Below are 19,326 nucleotides of genomic sequence, written 5' to 3' on the forward strand. Positions count from 1 at the left end.
AAGGCGGTCATCGGTCCCGGTCGGCTGCCAGAGCCTCTGAGAGCTCTGTCATCTCACTGTCGAGCATCGTGACGAACGGATCGCCCTCGTGGGGCAACACCCAGAAGCGCTTGTGTGCGAGCGCGTCGAGTACATCGGCTGCGACGGCTGCGGGCGCGACACCTGCCTCGTTGAGCACCCGATGGCCACCTTCGACGAGTTCTTCGGGCAGGGCCGCGGATTCGGGAGCAGACGTCGCGGAGGTGCGGATCAGGTTGGTGCGCACCATCCCGGGGTTCAACAGAGCGACATGGATGAAGGGTGCCGCGACGGCAACCTCGGCGCGCAGTGCTTTGGCCAGTGCGACTGCGCCCGCCTTGCTGGCGCCGTAGGCGCCGCTGTACCCCGACGCCACGATGCCGGCCATCGATGCCGTGATGACGATGTCGGCGGGCGTCCCCTGGTCGACGAGCGGCGGCACGAGTGCGCGGATGGAATTCTGCAGGCCGCCGAGGTTCACCGACATCACGAAGTCGAACGTCTCGTCGGTGGTGTCCCAGAGGGTGGATCCGGTACTCGTCACACCCGCGTTCATGCACACGGTGTCGATCCGTCCCAGTGCGCGCGCTGAATCCGCGAGTTCTGCAAGGGATGACCGATTGCGCACGTCGACGGCGTGTGTCTGCACCCGAAGGCCCAGATCACGGAGCTGGGTGGCCGCTGCAGCCAACGCCTGCTCGTCACGATCGGCTATGAGGACGTGTTGACCGCGTGCCCCCAGCGCCGCGGCGAGAGCGAATCCGATACCGCTTGCGCCGCCGGTGACGACTGCGACCCCCGCTCCGGTCGCGTCACGGTCGTAGCCGGGATTCTCGTCTGCCACGTCCACCTACCGATAACTCGGGATGAGCTCGTTGCCGATCAGTTCGATCGACTCCATGATGCGGTCGTGCGGGGTATCGCCCATCTGCATGTGGATGATCACCTGATCGACATCGCTCTTCGCGAATGCATCGAACACCGTCGCGCAGTCGTCGGGATTGCCCGCCATGACGAAACCACCCTCGGTCATCATGGTCTCGAGTGCGTGCCGGTCGGTCTTGATGAGGTCATTGACCATTTTGGTGACGCCGGAGTTGAGATGTTCGAAGCTCGGGCTCGGCTTCCCGTCGGGCCATCCGTTGAGCATGTGTTCCGACCCGTGCAGTGTGTGATCGACGACCTTCTGTACGGCCAGTTGTCGAATGGCGTCGCGGTCATGGCTGCACAGTCCGTTGATGAAGCCGGCGGTCTGCTTGTTCACCACACCAGCGATGGGTTGGGCATTGTCGATGTTCGCGTAGTACGCCTCCGTCGACGCCTTGAGCAGTTCGTAGTCCACCGACTGGGCGAAGAACAGCATTCCCAAACCCTTCGCGGCCGCGCGTTCGGCGTTACCCGGACCTACACCCCCGACCCACAGCGGCGGGTGCGGGGTCTGTACCGGTCGGGGCACGACCGTCCGGCTGGGGATGTTGACGTATTCGCCGTCGAAGCTGACCGGATCGTAGGCGAGGCAGTGGACGACGGCCTCGAGGCCCTCGTCCCACTGCGCGCGTGACTGCTCGGGATCGAGGCCGAAACCGTACAGCTCGGCAGGCGTCGTCGAGCGTCCCGAGCCGAGGTCGACCCGGCCGTCGCTGAGGCAGTCGAGCATCGCGACCTTCTCGGCGACCCTGACCGGGTGGTTGTAGGCGGGCGGAGTCAGTGCGAGACCGAAACCGAAACGAATGTGTTGCGTCTGATAGGCGGCGGCGCCGAAAATCACCTCGGGTGCCGACATGTGCGAGAAGCCCTGCAGGAAATGATGTTCCGAAAGCCAGACGTAGTCGAATCCATGCCGATCGGCGTGCACGATCTGGTCGACGGTCTGCCGGACGATGCGCGCCTCGGCGTGCGGATCGTCCGGCGACACCGCCATCTCGTAGAACAGTCCGAACTTCATGGGTGTACTCCTCTTCGTGTGTGAGATCACTGATGTAGTGGTGAATAGTGTTGTGTCGCAGTGTCAATGACCGGACATTGTCTGTGAGTCATCGAGGACCCACCGCATCACTCGACGTAGCGGATAGAAGCCGTCGTGTGGCAGCCCCTCGATGTTGGACGCGACGGCCCCGAGCCCGACCACTCGCTGCACCCCCATCGAGGCGAGCGCGTCGCGCAGACCTGTGATGCGGGACGCGGGATAGACGCCGACCGTCTGGGTTGCCACGTTCGCATGCCGGACGGCCTCGGCCAGGCTGGGTACGGTGACCACATTCACGGTCTTCGACGTGGGATAGAAGTCGACCGGTTCATCCGAGCGCACCACGAGTCCGGAGCCGTCGTAGTCTCCCCAGACCCGGTAGACGGGTTCGAGCCCGCGCAGCACGTCGATCTCGTTGCGGATCTCGTTGCCCAGCGGCGTCGCGTATGCCGACGAGAGCGGCCGTTCGGCACGGAGTTCGTCGGCGAGGGCTCCGCAGAATGCATCGACCTGAACATCATCTCCCTCGATGTAGACGAAACGACTTGCCGCGCAGGCATCCTGATTGAACAACGACACGTCGGTCGCTGCGGCTGCGGCCGCGGCCGCGCGGGTGTCGTCGGACTCGTGGGCTTCGCGTCCGACGAATGACATCGACACCTTCGGATCGAACGACACGATCTCGAACCCGGGCCCGGCGTAGCGATGCGCACTGCGAATGGCCGAGTCCGCACCCCAGACGACGAGTTTGTCGAAGAACTGCGGGCGGAAGATCGCGCTCTCGACCCTCGTGTCGCCGCCACGCCAGTACACGGCGGAGAACGATCGAGTGGTGGGGTGATCGGGGTCGACGTCGGCCATGGTGCGCAGTACCGCGCCGGCGGTGAAGAGGTCGTTCGCGGGAACCTTCAGAAGGTGCACACCCTTGCTGAGAGCACCACGAACGATCGTGGTGACCGCGACGGCGGGGGTGTTGCCTGCGGTGATGTGGGCCAACCGCGGTGGGAATGCCCGAACGTGGGCAGCGGGCAGTCCATGTGGCCGATCGATGGGCGCCCACCCGTCGATGGCGTCCCAGCCGACGTCGGTGGCGATCTGGAACTCCAGATTCGTGCGGTCGAAGAACAGGGGCATCGCCCGATAGGTGTTCTCCAGGATACGACGTTCGAGAGTGTTGAAGACGAGCGAATGCTCAAGTGCCTCTTGGAGATAGGGGTTCGAATCGAACTGCAGGCGCGTACCGACCTCCACGAGGAAGTCGATGACGTCGGCGACAGGGGTGTCGAACGCTGGCCCCGGCTCGCGGCGCGGCCACACCAGCGCATCAATGTCGAGCGCGGGTGTGCTGAATCCTCCGTGGTCGACATCGGCCCCGACGACCGTGCGTCCCTTGATGACGTGCGGCACCGCGGTCGCGGTACTCAGGTGGGTCGGAGCATTCATCAGACGCCTGCCTGTTCTCGAACTGCGGATCGCGCCACGCTGTCGGCCACGGGAAGGTAGCCGCCCGCGTGCAGTCCGAGATCCAGTCGTGTGATGATCCCGGGTGGTGCAGCGCAGACCGGTTCGACGGCATTCACCGCGTGCATCGCGGTGGCGATGGATGTGCCGCGACCGGACGGCGACGTGATGTCGAGTCGCACGTCGATGCGGGGGTCTCCCTGTAGGGACAGCTCGTAATGCGCTGCCCCGGAGGGCCATTCAGGTGCCACGTCGTCCGAGACGCGCCATACCATGTGATAGCCGAGGCGTCGTGTACCATCGACGATTCCCTCGATGTCTATTCGACGCGCAGCCACGGTGCCTGCGTCGATTGTGCCCCACGGCAGGGTCACCGGGACGGGTGTGGTGGCCTTCTCGCACGTGATGGCGAAGTCCTCGAATGTGACCGAAAAGGCTTGCTGTAGCAGTGCTATACACGCGTAGTAGGGACTCCACGTGACATCGGTGAGGAAGTCCATCGGTGCGAGCGTGTCGGGGGAGAGACCCATGCCGATCATGTCCCGCACCACCGAGGCGGAGTCGTAGCCCGACATGTCGACGAGTTCGGTGATGTCGATCGAGTCGATTCGGTCTCCGATCGTCGACACCACGACCGGCAGGATGTCGAAGGCGAATCCCGGGTTGACGCCCGAACTGTGGAAGCTGGCGTTCCCGGCAGCGCAGGCGGCCGAGATCCGATCGGCGACACCCGGCGGCATCGACGCGGGGTGGATGTGGGTGCTCACCGCGGTCGACACCACGTTCTTGCCCGACGCGAGTAGCGCGCAGATGTCGTCGACGCATTGTTCGGCATCGCCGGTGTCGCCGAGGGCGTTGTAGACCACGGCGTCCGCGTCGAGAGCCAGAATGGCCTCCCGGTCGTGTGTCGCCCGCAGGGCTGCGGGCGCGAGACCCGCGAGCTCACCGACGTCGCGACCCTCCTTGTCGTCGGAGTAGACGTAGACGCCGACGAGGTCGAATGCCGGATTGCCGATCAGTGCACGCAGCGACGCCTGTCCGACGTTGCCCGTCGCCCACTGGATGACGCGCAGCGGGCGGGTGGCTGCTGATGAGGAGTCTGCTGACGACTCGCTGACGGAGGTCATTCGCCCACCGCGCCGCGGACGAAGGAATCGATTGTGCCCGCACAGGTGAGCTTGTCGTCGCCACCCTCGAGTTCGGAGTAGCGGGCGATCTCGGTCACCGCGGGTACGGCGCGTCCGGTTGGACTGGCGTCGTAGTCGATTGTGACGCGGTCACCGCTGATGATGCCGCCCCAACGACCGTCGATCGAGACGTCGAAGAGCGCCATGCGTCCGGTCGAGGTGCCGCTCGACGCGCGCTGGAGTCTCTCCCCGGAGTCGTCGAGCAGCAGCGGCACGATCCATCCGGGGAATTCGTAGCGGCCCCACTCGTTCATCCGGGCACCACTGCTCGCCTCCTGCATGCCGTAGCCCTGGGTGAAATTCTTCAGATCGATGCCGAGGAACGTCATGATCTGCTGCACGTGGTCGGCAGGCAGGTTCACACCCTTGGCTCCACCACCGCTGATCACCTGCGTGTCTGGGTGGAAGGTACCGTCGGGGACACCACGTTCACGCGCGGTCTCGACGATGCGATAGAGCTGCGGTGTCAGGCCCACGAGGAGCATGGGCTCGTTCCGGTAACTCAGTACCTTGTCGACGAGGTCGACCGTCATGGCGTCGGCGAACTCCTGGCGTAGCTTCACATTCGCCTCGAACTCGGCGATCTCCGACGGTGTCGCGGTGCCGTCGCCGATCCGGCGTCGCATCCGCGTCATCTGCGAGAGGTCGGTGATAGTCAGCTCGGCATCTGTCAGGAAGTACACGGCATCTTCTCGACCGCACACCGACACGAGGTTGGTGAAGGTGGCCGACGCCCGGTTGGGTGCCCGGCGTGGTCCCAGCACGAAGATGGGGAGTGAGTTGTCCGTCGGTAGACCGGGCGGAATCGTTGCGGCATTGGCAAATTCGACGTCATGTGCGCTCTGATTGAGGAACGAGTTCTTGCCGCTGGTGCCGCTCGTGGCGAAGACGTGGTGTCCAGCGGCATGACACCTCTCGATCCAGTCGTCGGCATTCCGGATCCCGTCGACGTCGACTCCCTCGACGGGATTGACCGAGAGTGTGTCGAGCCAGAGATTCATCCGGTCCCACCGTCCGTTGTCGATGAAGGACTCGGGGTAGCTCTTGTATGCCGTGTGCGCGAAGAGCAGCGGAACGACGTCCTCGAGTGAACCGATCGTGTCGATCCCTGCGCGTTCCGCGAGCTGGTCGAGGATCTTGATTCTCGGTCGGCACTGCTGGAAGCGCTGGTTGATGGCATCCACCCAGAGCTCCTCGAGTTCTGCGTGTGGCGTGTTGAACGGATCGTCGGCGTTCGCCAATGCGGTGAGCGTCTCGATGCTGTCGGCCATGTGAGGTCCTCTCGGCGGTGATGGGAGCCGGTGACGGGTCGTCGGATGTCGACGAATCAGACACGTCGGCGGGGGGTGAGTCGGCGCAATAGTTAAGGAACTTAATCAAGGACGCTAGTGCTATTGATCGAGGGGTGTCAATAGGTTTGCGCTCCTTTGGGGTGGCCGTTTATGCAGTTAGAGGCGATTAACCAGAAACGCGAGGCATTCCATCGCCTGCTGTTCTTGGATTCGTTCGGGTGATCCTCTTGCGTGCGTGTGTACTCTTTGTTAAGAACTATACAAAAGTTTGTGGCACTTCTGGCCCTTCGCATCTGGACGGGACGGGCGGTCTGTCTTCGACTCGGGACCGCGTGAAAGAGAGCATTCATGACCCAGGCGCCTGCCCACGAGGAGCGTGCCGAGGTGGCTGAGTCCGCTTCGCGCGACTTTCATTGGTTGTCGGCCAATCCCGGTAAACGACGAACCGAGATCATCTACCTGATCTGGTTCCTCGTGACGGTGCCGATCCAGGGCGCCATCGTGATGACCTTGAGCTACGACAGCTACAACGACGTCGCGTTGATCGCGCAGTCGCTCGTCATGGGCCTCGGAACGCTACTGTTGCCCTTGATCTTTCGCGCACCGCAGGACAGGGGGGTGCCACTCACTGAGCTCTATGGATTCCGGATGGGCGTGTTCCTCGTCATCTGGGCGGTGCTCGGTGGATTCGTCGGAACCGATCCCTGGTACGAGGTGCTCCACGGGCACTTCGCGTTCAACACCGCGGTCAACCCCAACGGCGTCCCGCTGTTCATGCTGTTCATGACCATCTCGGTCTTCGGGTTCTACTCGGTCATCCTCGGCACGCTATACCGGGTGATCACCCAGCTCCTCGACCGCACATCCGGCTACCTCGGTCGTGACAGCATCCTCCGTCACGGGTTGGTGTGCCTGGTTCTCGCGCCCCTGATGCCCCTCGTGGAGACCTTCGCCTACACCTCGGCGGTGCCGCACAACTACTGCTTCGACAACGGGATAGGGATGTGGGGACTCAACGTCCTCGTGTACGGCGCGTGGCATTTTTCGTCGCTGATCTTCTACACGAAATTCGACACTCAACCGGGGCTACGCACCCCACTGTCGATCGTGATGCTCAGCGGCTTCGCGACCATCGGCATCCTCATCTGCATCATGGCCGTGACGAAGACATTCATCGCACCGCACTTCGTCGAGGTCAATCACGGCGTACGCATGCTCAACGACTGGAGCCCCGACAACTGCCTGGGTCCCAAACCCTCCTGAGTACAGCGTGTTTCGCTCATGGCCACTCCTCGGTAGACACACACCACGAATGAGAGAAGACGTATGGGACTCCTCGACGATCGCGTAGCACTGATCACCGGAGCAGCTCGTGGGCAAGGACGAGCGCATGCCGTGACCTCGGCGCGGGAAGGTGCGGATGTCGTCCTCGTCGACATCGACACGCAGATCTCGACAGTGAGCTACCCACTGGCCGACGCCGACGACATGGCCGAGACCGTGCGGCTGGTCGAGGCGTTGGGGCGCAAGGCCGTCGCGATCACGGCGGACGTCCGCGAGCAGTCTCAGCTCGATGCTGCCGTCGCCACGGCGATCACGGAGCTCGGCCACATCGACATCCTCATCGCCAATGCGGGCATCTGGACCAGGGAACTGTTCTACGAGATGACCGAGCAGATGTGGCGGGACATGATCGACGTCAATCTCAGCGGAGTGTGGCGGTCGGCGAAAGCCGTTGCGCCGCACATGATCGAACGGCAGACAGGGTCCATCGTCATCACGTCGTCAGTCAACGGAATCGAGCCGGGTCCGACCTATGCGCACTACACGTCGGCGAAGCACGGTGTCCTGGGGCTGATGAAGAACATCGCGCTCGAGTTGGCCCCGCACGGTGTGCGGTGCAACGCCGTCTGCCCAGGTGCGGTGTTGACCCCCATGGTCGACCAGCCTGACACCTGGAACATCTTCGCAGGCGGATCGGGCGGAACCCACGAACAGATGATGGAGGGCGGTCACCACTACGGCGCGTTGAAGGCGACGACCTTCCTGCCGCCGGAGGCCATCGCCGATACCGCCCTCTATCTCAATTCGGATCTCGCCGCCTCGGTCACCGGGGTGACCATTCCGGTCGAGGCGGGTCATCTGCTCCTGACGGGAGTCAATCTCGCTCCGACCCGCTGAGGCGGCATCGACGCGACACCACGCCTCGAGGACTCGCCGGGATATGACGAAAGACAAAGAAAGGCACGACAAGTGAAGACCAAAGGTGCCCTCCTGTGGGGCCTGAACGAACCGTGGTCGGTCGAGGAGATCGAGATCGGTGATCCGCGCAAGGGTGAGGTCAAGGTACGCGTGGAAGCTGCGGGCATCTGCCACTCCGATCACCACCTGGTGACCGGTGCGTCACCGATGCCCGCGTTCCCGATTCTCGGTGGACACGAGGGTGCAGGCGTGGTCACCGAGGTCGGCGAGGGAGTCGACCGCTATGTGCCCGGTGATCACATCGTGTTCTCGTTCATTCCGGCATGTGGGCACTGCCCCGCGTGTCAGGAGGGATACCGCAACCTCTGCGATCTCGGCGCCGGGCTGCTCATGGGAGCGTCGATCTCCGACGGTTCCTTTCGTATCCGGGCTCGCGGCGCAGACGCCTACCCTATGTCGCTGCTCGGAACCTTCTCGCCGTACGCGGTGGTGCATCAGGATTCGGTGGTCAAGATCGACCCGACCATTCCGTTCGAGTACGCCTGTCTCGTCGGTTGCGGCGTCACAACGGGTTTCGGGTCCGCGGTGCACACCGCAGACATCCAGCCAGGGCACGACGTGGGCGTGATCGGCATCGGAGGCGTCGGCGCCGCTGCCATCCAGGGGGCGGTTCGGGCGGGCGCACGAAACATCGTCGCCATTGATCCGGTGCCCTGGAAGTTGGAGCAGGCCAAGAAGTTCGGTGCAACCCACACCTTCGCTTCCGTGGCCGAGGCGATGGGACCCGTTGTCGAGCTGACCCACGGCAGGATGCTGCGCAAGGTCATCGTGACCGCGGGTGACGTGAAGGGTGCAGAACTCGATTCGTGGATGTCGATCACGAGTAAAGCGGACGACTGCGTGCTCACCGGCGTCGGAAATCTGCTCGATTCCGATGTGACACTGACGTTGTCGATGCTCACGCTCATGCAGAAGAGTCTCCGCGGATCGATTTTCGGGGGAGCCAATCCACAGTTCGACATCCCGATGCTGTTGTCGCTCTACCAGAACCAACAACTCGACCTGGAGGGCATGGTCACCAGGACGTACACGCTCGAACAGATCAACGACGCTTTCGACGACATGTTGGACGGCCGCAACATCCGTGGTGTCATCCGCTACGCCGAGGCTGATTGGTGAACGCGAGTTCCACATTCGTCGTCACGGGCTCCGCGTCGGGAATCGGGGCGGCGGTCGCGGCACGGTTGCGCGGTGGCGGCCACACCGTGATCGGTGTGGACCTCCACGATGCCGATGTCGTCGCCGACCTCGCGGCGCAGTCGGGGCGCCGAGCTGCGATCGACGGCGTTCTGGCGCTGTGTGGCGGCCACCTCGACGGGGCCGTGATGGTGGCGGGCGTGGGGCCCGGCGCAGGCGCCGAGGATCAGATTGCCACGGTCAACGTCCTCGGGGTCACCGACTTGTTGTCGGGCTGGCGCGATGCCCTGTGTGCCGACGGAGGAGGCAAGGTCGTCGTCTTCGGTTCGAATTCGTCGACGACGACGCCGTTCGTCCCCGAAAGTGCGGTGCGGCGACTCGTGCGCGGCGAGGTCGATGCCGCCGTGGCACAGATCCGCAGGCGCAAAGGACTCTCGGCCGCCATCGCGTATGCGGCGTCGAAACTGGCGGTGACGCGTTGGGCGCGCACGCAGGCGGCGAGTCCCGCGTGGGCGGGGTGCGGCGTGCGTATCAACGTGGTGACCCCGGGGCCGGTGTTGACGCCGATGCTGCGTGCACAACTCGACGGGCCGGAGGGTCGTCGGGTTCGCGCCTTTCCGGTTCCCGTCGGAGGCTTCGGCGATCCCGAACAGTTCGCGGCCGTCGTCGAGTTCCTGTTGTCGCCGGAGGCCGATTTCATCGCGGGAGCCGTCCTGACCGTCGACGGCGGGACCGAGGCTCTGCTCCGTGACGACTGGCCACGTCGTCTCCCCGTGACGAAGCTTCCGCGGTTGCTGATGTCGATGCGCTCGCGCCGGTCGTCCCGTGGCCTCCTGGTGGGATCGTCGTCGGCCTGACGGATGAGCGAAACGCGCGAGAGGCATAGACTCTTGCGCATGGAGCAAGAGCTTGACGACGTCGTGCGCCGGCGCATCAGAGGTCTGCGCATGGCGAAGGGGTGGACGCTGGATTCGCTCGCCTCCCGATGCGACATGAGTCCGTCGACCCTGAGTCGCATCGAGACGGGTGGACGACGCGTCGCGCTCGATCAGATCGTGGCGATCTCCCGCGCGTTGGGAACCACCGTCGACCAGCTGATGGAGCCCGCCGCCGACGAGGACGTAGTGATCCGACCCGAACCACACTCAGCTGCCGACGGTGTGATCGTGTGGCCGCTGTCGGGGTCGGACACACCCGGAGGTGTCTCGGTCGCCAAGATGCGCATCGATCCCGGACGTCCGATCGACCCGAAGGCACTCGGGGTGCACCCTGGCAGGGAGTGGTTCACCGTGCTGTCGGGCACCGTCGAGCTCTGGCTGGGTGACCGCGTCATCCTGATTCCCGCAGGCCAGGCGGCGGAGTTCGCGACGATGATCCCCCATGCGATAGGCGCGCGTGGGGGACCGGCCGAGATCGTGTCGATCTTCGACCACGACGGCGAACGCGCCCATTTGGGTCCGATTCGTCGGGCTCGCCGCGACGGGCGGACACCCCGACGGTCGTCGGAAATCTGAGGGAGATCACAGGTCTTCGACGGCGAGCCCTCATATGCGATCGCTATTGTGTATTCGATGTCCGAGAACACAATGCCCACTCGTCGTGCGGTGCTCGTCACCGGCGGCCTCGCCACGATGGCGGGACTCGTCGTTGCCGCGTGCGGTCGGTCGAACGACACGCAGAAGGCCAGCGGCCCTGCGAAGCCCACGGTAGGCGTCCAGTACACGCCGTCGCTGACCGACGAGAAAGCGCCGAATCCGACCGCGAAGGTCGAGGTCAAGGCCACCGACGGGGTGCTCAACCCGGACGTCAAACTCCTCAACCCGGCAGGCAAGGCCGTCGCCGGGACGATGTCGGACGACCGTAAGACGTTCACCATCACCGAGGCACTCGGCTACGGCACCACCTACACCTGGCAGGGCAGTGCCACCGGATACGACCGGGTCAGCACACCGGTGGAGGGCAAGTTCACCACTCTCGACCCGAAGACGCAGCTGAACGTCGTCGTCAACATCGCCGACGGCCAAGAGGTGGGCATCGCGGCACCGTTGATCCTCAAGTTCGACGGCACAGTCGACGACAAGGAAGCCGTCGAACGTGCGCTGACGTTGACCACCGAGCCGCCGACCGAGGGTGCCTGGGCGTGGCTCGGTGAGGACAACGGTTCGCGTGTGCACTGGCGCTCCAAGGAGTACATGGCACCCGGCACCAAGATCCACATGTCGGCGAAGCTTTACGGACTCGACCACGGCGACGGCGCCTACGGGGCCGCCGACGTCACGAGTGACTACACCGTCGGACGGTCGCAGATCGTGAAGGCCGACGCGGGAAGCCACCAGATCGTCGTCGTCCGTGACGGCGCGACGTTGATGACGCTGCCCTGCAGTTACGGACAGGGCGACGTCGACCGCAACGTCACCCGCTCCGGTATCCACGTGGTCAGCGAAAAGCACGAAGACTTCTACATGAGCAATCCTGCCGCGGGGTACTTCAACATCCACGAGCGCTGGGCTGTGCGTATCTCCAACAACGGCGAGTTCATCCACGCCAACCCGGAAACCGTTGGTGTGCAAGGTGCGTCGAACGTCACCAACGGCTGCATCAACCTCTCCCTGGAGAACGCGCAGCAATACTTCAACACCGCTGTCTACGGCGATCCGGTAGAGGTGACCGGTACCCGAATCGATCTGTCGGAGGCCGACGGCGACATCTTCGACTGGACCTACGACTGGCCGACGTGGAAGTCCATGTCGGCGATCAAGGGTGAACCGCGAACCGCGTCGGCGCCCGCGACACCGAAGGGCGCCCCGACCTCGGTGGGCGCGCCGAACTGACTCGATTGAGATCCCGGGTCACCCGTGCGGGGTCGGCGGTCAGCCGGTTTTGACGTTCCGGCGTGACGACGCCTGGTCGCGCGGACGGATGATGATCTGGTCGAGATCGACGTGCGGCGGCCGTGAGGCGACGAATCCGACGACCTCTGCGATGTCGTCCGCCCGCAGTGGTGTCATCCCCGAGTAGACCGCGTCGGCGCGCTCCTTGTCGCCGCCGAACCGCACCAGCGAGAAATCCGTCTCGACCATCCCGGGGCAGATCTCGGTGAGCCGGATCGGCTTTCCCAACAGCTCGAAGCGCAGCGTGCGGTGCAGCACGCCCTCGGCATGCTTGGCCGACGTGTATCCCGAACCGTTGTCGTAGACCTCGAGCGCGGCGGTCGAGGTGATCGTGACGATCAGCCCGTCGCCTGACGCCTCGAGCGCGGGCAGGAGTGCCTTGGTGATGCGCAATGTGCCCAGCACGTTGGTCTCCCACATCCAGCGCCAGTCGTCGAGGTCGGCGGTCGCGACGGGGTCGAGTCCCTTCGCGCCGCCCGCGTTGTTGACCAGGACGTCGACGTGGCCGAGGCCGTCGACGAACCGAGCGACCGACTCGTCGTCGGTGATGTCGAGTTGTCTTCCGGTGCCACGATTTCAGTCGCGAGTTCGGTGATGCGGTCGACGCGTCGCGCGCCGACCACCACGTGATAACCCGCGGCGGCGAGCGTGCGGGCCACGGCTTCGCCGATACCGGAGCTTGCGCCGGTCACCACGGCGGTCTTCGCGCCGTCGGTGGTCGACGCCGGGTGGTCGGCACCCCCGTTCGGTCTCGCTACAGAAGTCGGGTCGTCGGAGGATGTGGTCATGGTTCAACCCTAACGACAGCAGCGGTGGCGTGAGCAGGTGTCGTCGCGTGGGTGTGCCTTGTCGATCGCCCGCCGCTGCTACATTCAGCGCATGCTGCGAGGAGTCGTCCCGGCGACATTGCAGATCGGCTCGACGCCCGCTGCGGCCGTGCTGCACGCGATCCGGGTTGGTGCGCCGGTCACCCGTGACCGGCTGGCCGACATCACCGGGCTGTCACCGGCAACCATCAATCGGCAGGTCACAGCGCTCGCCGGACTGGGGCTGATCACCGAGCGACCAGATCTCGTCAGCCCGGGCAGCATCGGACGTCCGAAGAACCCGCTCACCCTCGATCGCGATGCTCTGTGTGCGGCGGGCATGCACATCGGCGCGCGGCGGACCCTGCTGACCATCGTGGACATGGGTGGACGTCCGCTCTACAGCCACGCCGTCCTGACCCCGCAGGGCGACGCCGACGCCGCGCTCGACGAACTCTGCGGACAACTGCGCGAACTCGCCGACCGTTTCTCCGGACGACGCCTGCTGTGGGGTGGGGCGGCGATCGGCGGGTCGGTCGACGCGGTGTCCGGCCACGTCGATCATCCGATCCTCGGATGGCGTCGGGCGCCACTCGGCACCGTCCTGGCCGACGCGCTCGCGGTACCTGTCTCGGTCTGTGAGCACGTCGAGGCCATGGCTGCCGCCGAGTTGCTACTCGGCCAGACGATCGTCGACGCCGCGTCGGGCCTGTTCTTCTACGCGCGCGAGACCACCGGCATGGCGATGACTCTCAACGGTCGTGTGCACATCCCGGTACGGGGCGCGGGCAGTATCGCGCACATCAGGGTCGACGCCCCGGTGCTGTGTCCCGGCCCGGGTGCGACGCTCTCCGACGTCATCGGCAGCGAGGCGACGCTGCGTGCCGCGCACCGGCTCCGGGTCGCGCCCGACGCGTCGCCGATCGTCGACGAACGGGCGCGCATCCTCGGTGAGGTGGTCGCGACATTCCGCGATGCGCTCAACCCCGATTCCGTCGTCGTCGCGGGCGACGCCTTCGCGGCGCATCCGCACGGACTCGCCCCGGTGCAGGCGGCGTTCGACGCCGCGTCGAAAGTCGGCTGGCCGCTGGAACTCACGCCGTCGCTCTTCGGGGTCACAGTGCCCGAGGGCGCGGCAATCGTCGTGGCGCTCAGCGTGATCTACGCCGACCCGGTCGCCTCGCTCACGTAGGCGATACACGTCCGAAGCCGAGGTTTTGGGCTACTTGGACGGCGCGCCGCCTGTGTCGACACCGCACGTGTTCACGTCGTGTCCAACCGTCGATTGCGCGCCCGCGCCAATTCACCCTTACAGTGAGCGACATGTCGACTTCTCCCCTCACGCTTCCGCGCGACGTCTCAGCAGCCATGACGATCTCCGTCACCGCCCCCACCGAACTCGAGATGCAGATAGCCGTGGCACGTATGCCAGGACTCGAACTCGACGAGAAACTCGTCGTCGCCGTCAACGGCGACGAGATCACACCCGACGAGATCATCGATCCGCACGGTGGTCGTATCCATCGCATGAAGGTCGAATCGGGTGTCGTCGCCATCAACTACAGCGCTGCGGTGACCGCTCCGGCCAATCCGGTCGCGGTGGAACCGACCGATCGCTCGATGTATCTGCGGCCCAGCCGATATGCAGAGTGCGACAAGTTCTTCGGCTTCGCCGCCGGACAGTTCGACGCAGGCCTTCCCGACGGCGAACTGCTCGACCAGGTGACCGCCTTCGTCGAAGACCGCCTCGATTACATCCCCGGCGCCAGCGACCCCATCGACGGTGCCGTCGACACACTCCTGGCCGGCGCGGGTGTGTGCCGCGACTACGCGCACCTCGTCGTCGCGCTGCTGCGCGCCTTGAACATTCCCGCCCGGCTGGTGGCGGTCTACGCACCCGGCTGTGACCCGATGGACTTCCACGCCGTCGCCGAGGCGCTCATCGAAGGGGAGTGGGTCGTGGTCGACGCGACACGGCTGTCTCCGCGGCAGAGTCTCGTGCGCATCGCGACCGGCCGCGACGCAGCCGACACGGCGTTCCTCGACAATCACAGCGGCTCGATCTCTCTGGACAACTACCAGGTGCTCGCGACCGTCCGCGGAGATCTGCCTGTTGACGATGGCAAGGAGCGCATCAGCATACGATGAACTCATGCATGCGCTGACATGTCCCATCTGCAATGCGCTGTCGGATTTCCTCGGGCAGCAATGTGCCAACTGCGGCACGACGGTTGGCTTCCATCTGCCGAGTAGAACGCTCGTCGTCGCGTCCGAGGACGGTGTCGACATCGACGGCACCCGATGGGTGCGCTGCATCAACTGGGCCAGCGGCTGCAGCTGGATGACCCCGGCCGAGTTCTCCGAAGAGAATGCGGGGATGCGCGGCCGGTGTTTCCCCGATTCGCTGCTGCGTCGGATGCCGGACGCCGACGACCCGATCGGGCGGGAGAAGCTACCGTCGGCGCTGTCGGATCTGCGGATGCTCGTCTACCAGCTCGTCGACCTCGGGCTGCCCGTCGAACCGTTCTGGCGCAGCGAGGGCGGGCTGGCATTCGACCTGCTGTCGAGTCAGACGCTCGGCCGACCCGTCACGATCGGGCACGCGAACGGTGTCGTCACCATCGACATCTCGGAGACACAGGATGCCTACCGCGAGCGGCTGCGCGTGGATCTCGGGGAGGCCTACCGGACGATGCTCGGCCACTTCCGGCACGAAGTGGGTCACTACTACGAGAGCATCCTGGTCGAGAACGGCGACGGCGTCGACCGCTATCTCGACAGGTGTCGGCAGCTCTTCGGCGACGAGCGCGCGAGTTACAGCGACGCCATCGATCGGCACTACAAGTTCGGTGCGCCTGCGGACTGGGCCGACTCGTACATCTCCGAGTACGCAACGATGCACCCGTGGGAAGACTTTGCCGAGTGCTTCGCTCACTACCTGCACATCACCGGAACGATCGACACCGCACGTGAATCGGGCGTCCGACTGGTCAACGAGCAGGTGCGTTTCGCCATGGACCGCGACATCATCCCCCTGGAGTCATACGCAGATCAGCCCATCGAACGGCTGCTCTACGACTGGAAGTGGTTGGGGACCATGTTCAATCGCGTCAACCAGTCGATGGGTGCGCGGCCGCTGTACCCGTTCGTCATCCCGCAGCCCGTCGTCGGCAAGCTCGGCTTCATCCACAAGGTCGTCCGCGAGACGGATAAGCGCTCGACGCACGACGACCCGCTCGTCGATCCGGTTCCCACTCCCGCGTGAATCGTCGCGCAGGCGGGGTCAGAGAGCCTTCCGGCGGGATTCGACGACGAACTCGAGAAACGTTGCCACATCGTCGGTGTCGGCGATGCGATAGTTCGCTGCGGTGTCGCCGTCGCCGACTTTGACGCTGACGTCGTTGCTGCCCGTGAGGTGGCGGAAGGCCTTCTCGTCTGTGACATCATCGCCGATGTAAATCGTTGCGTCCGAGCCGAATTCAGTTTCCAGCTGGCCCAGTGCATGGCCTTTGCTGGTTTCGATGACCGCGAGTTCGATCACCTTCTTGCCCTCGGTGACCTGGACGCCCGGCCATGTGGCGGGGCCGGATCGCGCCTGGTCGAGGGCATCCTCGGCGACGTCGGGCTCGGCGTTGCGTACATGGAGCGCGGCGCTGATGGGTTTCACCTCGACCGTCGCCCCCGGATGGCTGGCGGCGATCGCCTCGAAGGCCGCGACGATCCGATCGAGTAGGGCACGCTCGTCGTCGGTGACCTTCTCACGGAAGCCGTTGTTGAACTCGCTTCCGTGGCTGCCGACCAGAGTGACCGAATCGTCGTCGAGACCGGACAACGAGCGGAGATCGTGCAACGAACGGCCCGAGATGACCGCCGCCTCGGTGTCACGCAGCGTCCCGGCTTCCCGGATGGCGGCGATCGACGTCTCGTTGGGCTTGGCGTCCTGCGGGCGGGACACGATGGGCGCAAGGCAGCCGTCGTAGTCGCTGGACACCAGCAGGCGTGACACCGTCACCGTCCGCGCCACGGCCGCACGCAGTGCATCCGGAACGCCCTTCTCGCTCACTGCTTGTCACTCCCGCTTCCGTCTGCGCTGCCGGTGTCCGTGCCTGCTGTGTCCTGGACTTCGGCGCTCTCGCTGTCGAACGGGCCGTCGTCGCTCTCGCTGTCGAACGAGCCGTCGCTGCTGCTCGACACCAGCTGTACTCCGCGGTTGGCCGACGAGGTCGTCTCGGTTGTCGCGGTGAGGGTGTCGAGGAAGCTCTTCGCCCACTTCTCGACGTCGTGTGTGAGTACCTGCCTGCGCAGTGCGCGCATGCGACGCTTGCCTTCGGCCTGGCTCTGCTCGACGGCCGCGACGATGGCGTCTTTTACACCGTCGAGATCGTAGGGATTCGCTTGATATGCCGTGCGCAGTTCCGCCGCGGCGCCGGTGAATTCGCTCAGAACGAGCGCGCCACCGAGGTCGCTGCGGCATGCGACGTACTCCTTGGCGACGAGGTTCATCCCGTCGCGCAGCGGCGTCACGAGCATCACGTCGGCCACGACGTAGTAGGCGAGGAGATCGTTGCGAGGCACCGAACGGTTGAGGTACTCCACCACCGGGTGGCCGACCTCGCCGTACTGGCCGTTGATGTTGCCGACGAGTTGCTCGATGCCCGCGCGCATGCGCACGTAGCTCTCGACACGCTCGCGGCTCGGTGTCGCGAGCTGGATCATCACCGTCTCGTGCGGGTCGATACGACCCTCGTCGAGCAGCTCCGACAGCGCGCGGAGACGCACGTCGATGCCCTTGGTGTAGTCGAGTCTGTCGACGCCGAGCAGGATTGTCCTCGGGTTGCCGAGTTCTTTGCGGATCTCGCGGGCCCTGGCACGGATGTCCTTGGACTTGGACTGGGTGTCGAGGTCACCGGAGTCGATCGAGATCGGGAAGGCTCCGACGCGAACCGTCCGGAATCCGACCTGCACGACGCCGAAGCGTGAGCGGACTCCGACGGTGCCCTTGCTGGTGGCCTGCCCGGCGAGGCGTCGGGCGAGATAGAGGAAGTTCTGCGCACCACCCGGCAGATGGAAACCGATGAGGTCGGCGCCGAGAAGGCCTTCGATGATCTCGGTGCGCCACGGCAGCTGCATGAACAGTTCGACCGGCGGGAACGGGATGTGGAGAAAGAATCCGATGCGCAGGTCGGGGCGCAGCATGCGGAGCATCTTCGGGACGAGCTGCAGTTGGTAGTCCTGGACCCACACGATCGCACCCTGGGCGGCCACCTCCGACGCCGCCTCGGCGAATCGTCGGTTGATCTCGACGTAGGCGTTCCACCACTCGCGGTGATACTCGGGCTTGACGATCACGTCGTGGTACAGCGGCCACAGCGTCGCGTTGGAGAAGCCTTCGTAGTACTCGGCGATCTCGTCGGCCGACAGCGGCACCGAGCGGATGCTGATGCCGTCGACCTCGGCTTGCTCGGACTCCGACTCGGCCGAACCCGACCAGCCGACCCAAGCGCCCTTGTGCTTACGCAGGATGGGTTCGAGCGCGGTGACCAGGCCGCCGGGACTGCGTTTCCAGGAAACGTTTCCGTCGGCGTCGGTCTCCTTGTCGACCGGAAGTCGATTGGCGACGACCACTAATTCCGAACCTTCGGGGTGGTCGGGAGAGACAGGGCGATCAGGCGACGCGGAATGCCGGGCGCCGAAGGTGGCTTCCGAGTTGTGTAGAGACGCGTCGGTGTTGGAGCGCTCGGGCAGGTCGGCGTGATCGGCCGCTGCGATGCGCTCGGATGAGTGGGAACTCTCGGATACCTCTTCGGATCCCGGGTTCACGACTCAGGCGTTCTCGCCCGGAGCGATCCCCAACATGGCCAGCAGCATCCGGCACTCGTCGGCGTCGGTGGCGTACGCGGCGACGACGCGGCGCGCGGAGTTGGCGGTCTCGTCGGCCACCGGCTCCAGTTCTTCGTCGGCGATGTCCGTGGTCTTCGGGGGCATCTCGTCCTCTCGGTTGCTGCGGCGGGGTCGGGCAACGGAGTTGTGCTCCGCCGTCGGGCCGGTCGTCGGCCGCAGTGCGGGGTTGTGGCGCGAGGTTGTGTCTTGCGCAACACCCGATCTTACCCGCTCGCGACGAGCCGTACTGCAACAGCTCACCAGCGGCGTCGTGCAGCTCGTGCCTCACGTCGTCGGCGCGCCCAGTCGGGCGCCACGGGCAGCCGCGGCCTGCGCAGAGTGCGTGCGACGAACTCGCCGAGGGTGACACCCGCGGCGAGTGCACAGCCGACGCCGAGTGCCGCCGCCATCCAGGTCAGGCCGGTG

17 protein-coding genes and 2 pseudogenes are annotated in these 19,326 nt (G+C 65.1%); 9 read left to right on the plus strand and 10 right to left on the minus strand.

Annotation, left to right across the window (positions count from 1 at the left end; genetic code table 11):
- Positions 1-7: 7 nt before the first annotated feature.
- The 5 genes from GOOTI_RS13610 to GOOTI_RS13630 all read right to left on the minus strand — a co-directional run bounded on the left by GOOTI_RS13610 (position 8) and on the right by GOOTI_RS13630 (position 5,903).
- Positions 8-862: an SDR family NAD(P)-dependent oxidoreductase gene (locus GOOTI_RS13610; protein WP_007239179.1), complete on the minus strand. Its 855-nt coding sequence runs from the start codon at positions 860-862 to the stop codon at positions 8-10.
- Between the two features lie 6 nt (positions 863-868).
- Positions 869-1,963: an LLM class flavin-dependent oxidoreductase gene (locus GOOTI_RS13615; RefSeq protein ID WP_007239180.1), complete on the minus strand. Its 1,095-nt coding sequence runs from the start codon at positions 1,961-1,963 to the stop codon at positions 869-871.
- Positions 1,964-2,026: 63 nt separating this feature from the next.
- On the minus strand, positions 2,027-3,427 hold the full coding sequence (locus GOOTI_RS13620; protein ID WP_007239181.1) for an acyl-CoA reductase: 1,401 nt from the start codon (positions 3,425-3,427) through the stop codon (positions 2,027-2,029).
- The gene (locus GOOTI_RS13625) at positions 3,427-4,572 is read right to left on the minus strand and encodes an NAD(P)H-dependent amine dehydrogenase family protein (RefSeq protein ID WP_007239182.1); all 1,146 of its coding nucleotides are present in this window, start codon (positions 4,570-4,572) and stop codon (positions 3,427-3,429) included. Before GOOTI_RS13625 ends, GOOTI_RS13620 begins: the two co-directional genes overlap by 1 nt.
- Positions 4,569-5,903, minus strand: coding sequence for a hypothetical protein (locus GOOTI_RS13630; protein WP_007239183.1), 1,335 nt, complete (start codon positions 5,901-5,903; stop codon positions 4,569-4,571). The genes GOOTI_RS13625 and GOOTI_RS13630 overlap by 4 nt, the downstream gene beginning before the upstream one ends.
- Positions 5,904-6,272: 369 nt before the next feature.
- On the opposite strand from GOOTI_RS13630, the gene GOOTI_RS13635 reads away from it, so the two are divergent.
- The 6 genes from GOOTI_RS13635 (at position 6,273) to GOOTI_RS13660 (ending at position 12,154) form a co-directional block, all read left to right on the plus strand.
- Entirely contained in the window at positions 6,273-7,187 is a 915-nt protein-coding gene (locus GOOTI_RS13635; protein ID WP_007239184.1) for a CbtA family protein, read from the plus strand.
- A gap of 63 nt (positions 7,188-7,250) precedes the next feature.
- Complete coding sequence (locus tag GOOTI_RS13640; RefSeq protein ID WP_007239185.1) at positions 7,251-8,105, plus strand: mycofactocin-coupled SDR family oxidoreductase; 855 nt, start codon at positions 7,251-7,253, stop codon at positions 8,103-8,105.
- A gap of 72 nt (positions 8,106-8,177) precedes the next feature.
- A complete protein-coding gene (locus tag GOOTI_RS13645; RefSeq protein WP_007239186.1) occupies positions 8,178-9,305 on the plus strand; it encodes an NDMA-dependent alcohol dehydrogenase in 1,128 nt (375 codons plus the stop codon).
- On the plus strand, positions 9,302-10,180 hold the full coding sequence (locus tag GOOTI_RS13650) for an SDR family oxidoreductase (protein ID WP_007239187.1): 879 nt from the start codon (positions 9,302-9,304) through the stop codon (positions 10,178-10,180). Before GOOTI_RS13645 ends, GOOTI_RS13650 begins: the two co-directional genes overlap by 4 nt.
- Before the next feature lie 39 nt (positions 10,181-10,219).
- Positions 10,220-10,837: a helix-turn-helix domain-containing protein gene (locus tag GOOTI_RS13655; protein ID WP_039994101.1), complete on the plus strand. Its 618-nt coding sequence runs from the start codon at positions 10,220-10,222 to the stop codon at positions 10,835-10,837.
- Positions 10,838-10,909: 72 nt separating this feature from the next.
- Entirely contained in the window at positions 10,910-12,154 is a 1,245-nt protein-coding gene (locus tag GOOTI_RS13660) for a L,D-transpeptidase (RefSeq protein WP_007239189.1), read from the plus strand.
- A gap of 39 nt (positions 12,155-12,193) precedes the next feature.
- Here the strand turns inward: GOOTI_RS13660 and GOOTI_RS13665 are convergent.
- Positions 12,194-13,002, minus strand: a pseudogene (locus GOOTI_RS13665) (SDR family NAD(P)-dependent oxidoreductase).
- Between the two features lie 91 nt (positions 13,003-13,093).
- Between GOOTI_RS13665 and GOOTI_RS13670 the strand changes: the two are divergent.
- The 3 genes from GOOTI_RS13670 (at position 13,094) to GOOTI_RS13680 (ending at position 16,285) form a co-directional block, all read left to right on the plus strand.
- Positions 13,094-14,212 carry an ROK family transcriptional regulator gene (locus tag GOOTI_RS13670; protein ID WP_039994102.1) on the plus strand — a complete coding sequence of 373 codons (1,119 nt, stop codon included), beginning with the start codon at positions 13,094-13,096 and terminating at the stop codon, positions 14,210-14,212.
- Between the two features lie 131 nt (positions 14,213-14,343).
- Positions 14,344-15,168, plus strand: coding sequence for a transglutaminase-like domain-containing protein (locus GOOTI_RS13675; protein ID WP_007239192.1), 825 nt, complete (start codon positions 14,344-14,346; stop codon positions 15,166-15,168).
- 4 nt (positions 15,169-15,172) lie between these two features.
- Positions 15,173-16,285: a zinc-binding metallopeptidase family protein gene (locus GOOTI_RS13680; protein ID WP_007239193.1), complete on the plus strand. Its 1,113-nt coding sequence runs from the start codon at positions 15,173-15,175 to the stop codon at positions 16,283-16,285.
- Positions 16,286-16,303: 18 nt separating this feature from the next.
- Here GOOTI_RS13680 and otsB read toward each other — a convergent pair whose 3' ends face one another.
- The 4 genes and pseudogenes from otsB to GOOTI_RS26830 all read right to left on the minus strand — a co-directional run.
- Positions 16,304-17,083, minus strand: a complete 780-nt coding sequence (otsB, locus tag GOOTI_RS13685; RefSeq protein WP_007239194.1) for a trehalose-phosphatase — start codon at positions 17,081-17,083, stop codon at positions 16,304-16,306.
- A complete protein-coding gene (locus tag GOOTI_RS13690; RefSeq protein ID WP_051997975.1) occupies positions 17,080-18,645 on the minus strand; it encodes an alpha,alpha-trehalose-phosphate synthase (UDP-forming) in 1,566 nt (521 codons plus the stop codon). Before GOOTI_RS13690 ends, otsB begins: the two co-directional genes overlap by 4 nt.
- 198 nt (positions 18,646-18,843) lie before the next feature.
- Entirely contained in the window at positions 18,844-19,005 is a 162-nt protein-coding gene (locus GOOTI_RS26160; protein WP_007239196.1) for a hypothetical protein, read from the minus strand.
- 152 nt (positions 19,006-19,157) lie between these two features.
- Positions 19,158-19,326: pseudogene (locus GOOTI_RS26830) on the minus strand (threonine/serine exporter family protein); the annotation flags it as partial.

The organism is Gordonia otitidis NBRC 100426 (assembly GCF_000248075.1).
Lineage (GTDB): Bacteria > Actinomycetota > Actinomycetes > Mycobacteriales > Mycobacteriaceae > Gordonia > Gordonia otitidis.